Below are 2,542 nucleotides of genomic sequence, written 5' to 3' on the forward strand. Positions count from 1 at the left end.
GAGAAACCCCAGTCAGACGACCCGCGAAGCGACAACTTGTGCGTCGCCGGGCGGGCCGGTTACGATCGCCTTAGAGGCCCTGCTTACGCTGGCCTCGTGGCTTGACCAACGACCCGACCACGGAGGTGAAGAATGCTTATCCATGAACGGCTCTGTACGCCCCCCCGCCCTCAGCACGACCGCCGGACCCCTTGACGGCGATCTGGGCTCAGCTCCCGAGAGAGCGACGTCGCAGGCTCCAGCGACTGCTCGCCGATCTCCTCACCCGGCCCGTCATCATCGCAGCGGCTCCGCCGCGGGAGGGGCCCCATGACCTTGCCACGGATTGATCCGCTCCCATCCCCCAAGCTCCGGCCCTGGCACCTCGATCGCGCCGCGATCGTCTACGTCCGCCAGTCCACCCCGCAGCAGGTCACCGACCACCAGGAATCTACCGCTCGCCAGTATGCCCTGGCCGAGCGCGCCGTCGCCCTCGGCTGGCCACGGTCGCAGGTCCAGGTGATCGACGACGACCTGGGCAAGAGCGGCCAGTCGATCGAGGGGCGTCCGGGATTCCAGCGGCTGCTCGCCGAGGTCGCCCTCGATCGCGTCGGGCTGATCCTCGGGTTGGAGATGAGCCGGCTGGCCCGCTCCTGCAAGGACTGGCACCACCTGCTCGAGCTCTGTGCCCGGTTCCGCGTCCTGCTGGCCGACGCCGACGGGGTCTATGACCCGACCGAATATGCGGATCGCCTGATGCTCGGGCTCACCGGCATGATGAGCGAGGCGGAGCTCCATGTTCTCAATCAACGGATGTACCAGGGGAAGTTGAACAAGGCCCGTCGCGGGGAACTGGTCGTCAGCGTCCCGGTGGGCTACGTCAAGTCACCGGCCGGCGAGGTCACGCTCGACCCGGACGAGCAGGCCCAAGGGGTCATCCGGTTGATCTTCGACGAGTTCGACCGCCGGGGGACGGTCCACGGCGTCCTGCGGTTCCTGATCGCCGAGGGGATTCGGCTGCCGGTGCGATCGCAGAGCAGGCTCAACCGGGGGCGATTGGACTGGCGGGCGCCGTGCCGGGAGACGGTGCGCCAGATCCTCCGCCATCCGATGTACGCAGGTGCCTATCGGTATGGATGCCGGCCCACGGACACCCGTCGGCAGCGGCCCGGGCACCCGCGGAGCGGCCGGGGAAGCGGTCGGGCGGCCGAGGATTGCCTGGTCCTGCTCAAGGATCGCTTCCCGGCGTACATCTCCTGGGAGCGTTTCGAGGCGAACCAGGCGCGGCTGGCGGCCAACCGGGCTCGAGCCGAGTCGGCCGGGGCGGTCCGCAACGGTCAGGCCTTGCTGGCCGGCGTGGTGTGGTGCGGTCGTTGCGGCAAGCGGATGTACGTGCGTTACGGGCGCAGCGATCGGAAGCCGTCCTACATCTGCAGCACGCTGCGATCCGACTACGGGCTGCCCCTGTGCCAGTCGGTCACGGCGGCCGAGGTCGAGAGCTGGGTGGCCGAGCAAGTCCTGGAGGCGATGCAGCCGGCGGTCCTGGAGGCGAGCCTCGATGCGGCGGCCGAGGTCGAGCAGCGCCGGCGGCAGATGATCCGGCACTGGGAGCAGCGACTCGAGCGGGCGCGGTACGAGGCGGACCGGGCCGGCCGGCAGTATCAGGCCTGCGAGCCCGAGAACCGGCTGGTGGCCCGGACCCTGGAGCGACGCTGGGACGAGACGCTGCAGGCCCTCCAGCTCCTGGAAGCGGAGTTCGACCGCTTCACCCGGACGCAGCCCCGCGCCCTGGATGAGCGTGACCGGGAGCGGATCCGCCGCCTGGCCGAGGAGGCCCCGGCGTTGTGGCGAGCGTCGACGACGACGGCCGCGGATCGGCGTCAGGTCATCCGGCTGCTGGTGGACCGGGTGGTGCTGACCGTCGACCCGAACGATGATCGCGTCGCCGTACGGGTGGAGTGGGCCGGCGGGGCTGTCGGTGAGCGGACGATCCATCGACCCGTGCAGGGCTACAGGAATCAGCAATCGTGGCCTGCTCTCAAGACCCGGCTGGCGGAGCTGCACGGCCGCGGGGAGGAGCCGAAGGCGATCGCGGTGATGCTCGACCGCGAGGGGTTCCGGCCGCCGAAGCAGGCGTCCGGGTTCACGGCCGGGATGGTCAGGCGGTTGCTTCACGAGCTGGGCTTGCGACCGCGCGTCTCGCGTGCGTCGTCGTCCCCCGCAGTCCTGTCCCCGGACGAACGATGGTTGCACGACCTGGCTCGGGCCTTGGGCCTCTCGCCGCACACGCTGCACGGGTGGCGGAAGAAGGGCTGGATTCTGGCACGCCAGATCGGCGGCCGGGGCGGGCCCTGGGCGGTCTGGGCCGACGGGTCCGAACTGGACCGCCTGCGGGCGTTGCGGGACTGCCCGCGCACGTGGCCATACCGGGAGCGGTTGGCCGAATTACGTGTCCCGGGTCCATGTTGCGGATGACCGCGTCGGTCCCGTCCCGATGCCCGCCGGGCGGGACCGATGCCTCACACAACTTTCTCCTTGGAGGGTACTGTGCCAGGCTCATCGA

The 2,542-nt window shown here is 70.1% G+C and carries 1 protein-coding gene; it reads left to right on the forward strand.

The genetic code is table 11. The annotated features are described in order from the left end of the window. Nucleotides 1-309: 309 nt before the first annotated feature. A complete protein-coding gene (locus GA615_RS27160) occupies nucleotides 310-2,454 on the forward strand; it encodes a recombinase family protein (RefSeq protein WP_152054489.1) in 2,145 nt (714 codons plus the stop codon). Nucleotides 2,455-2,542 lie beyond the last annotated feature (88 nt).

The sequence above is a fragment of the Tautonia marina genome, assembly GCF_009177065.1.
GTDB classification, from domain to species: domain Bacteria; phylum Planctomycetota; class Planctomycetia; order Isosphaerales; family Isosphaeraceae; genus Tautonia; species Tautonia marina.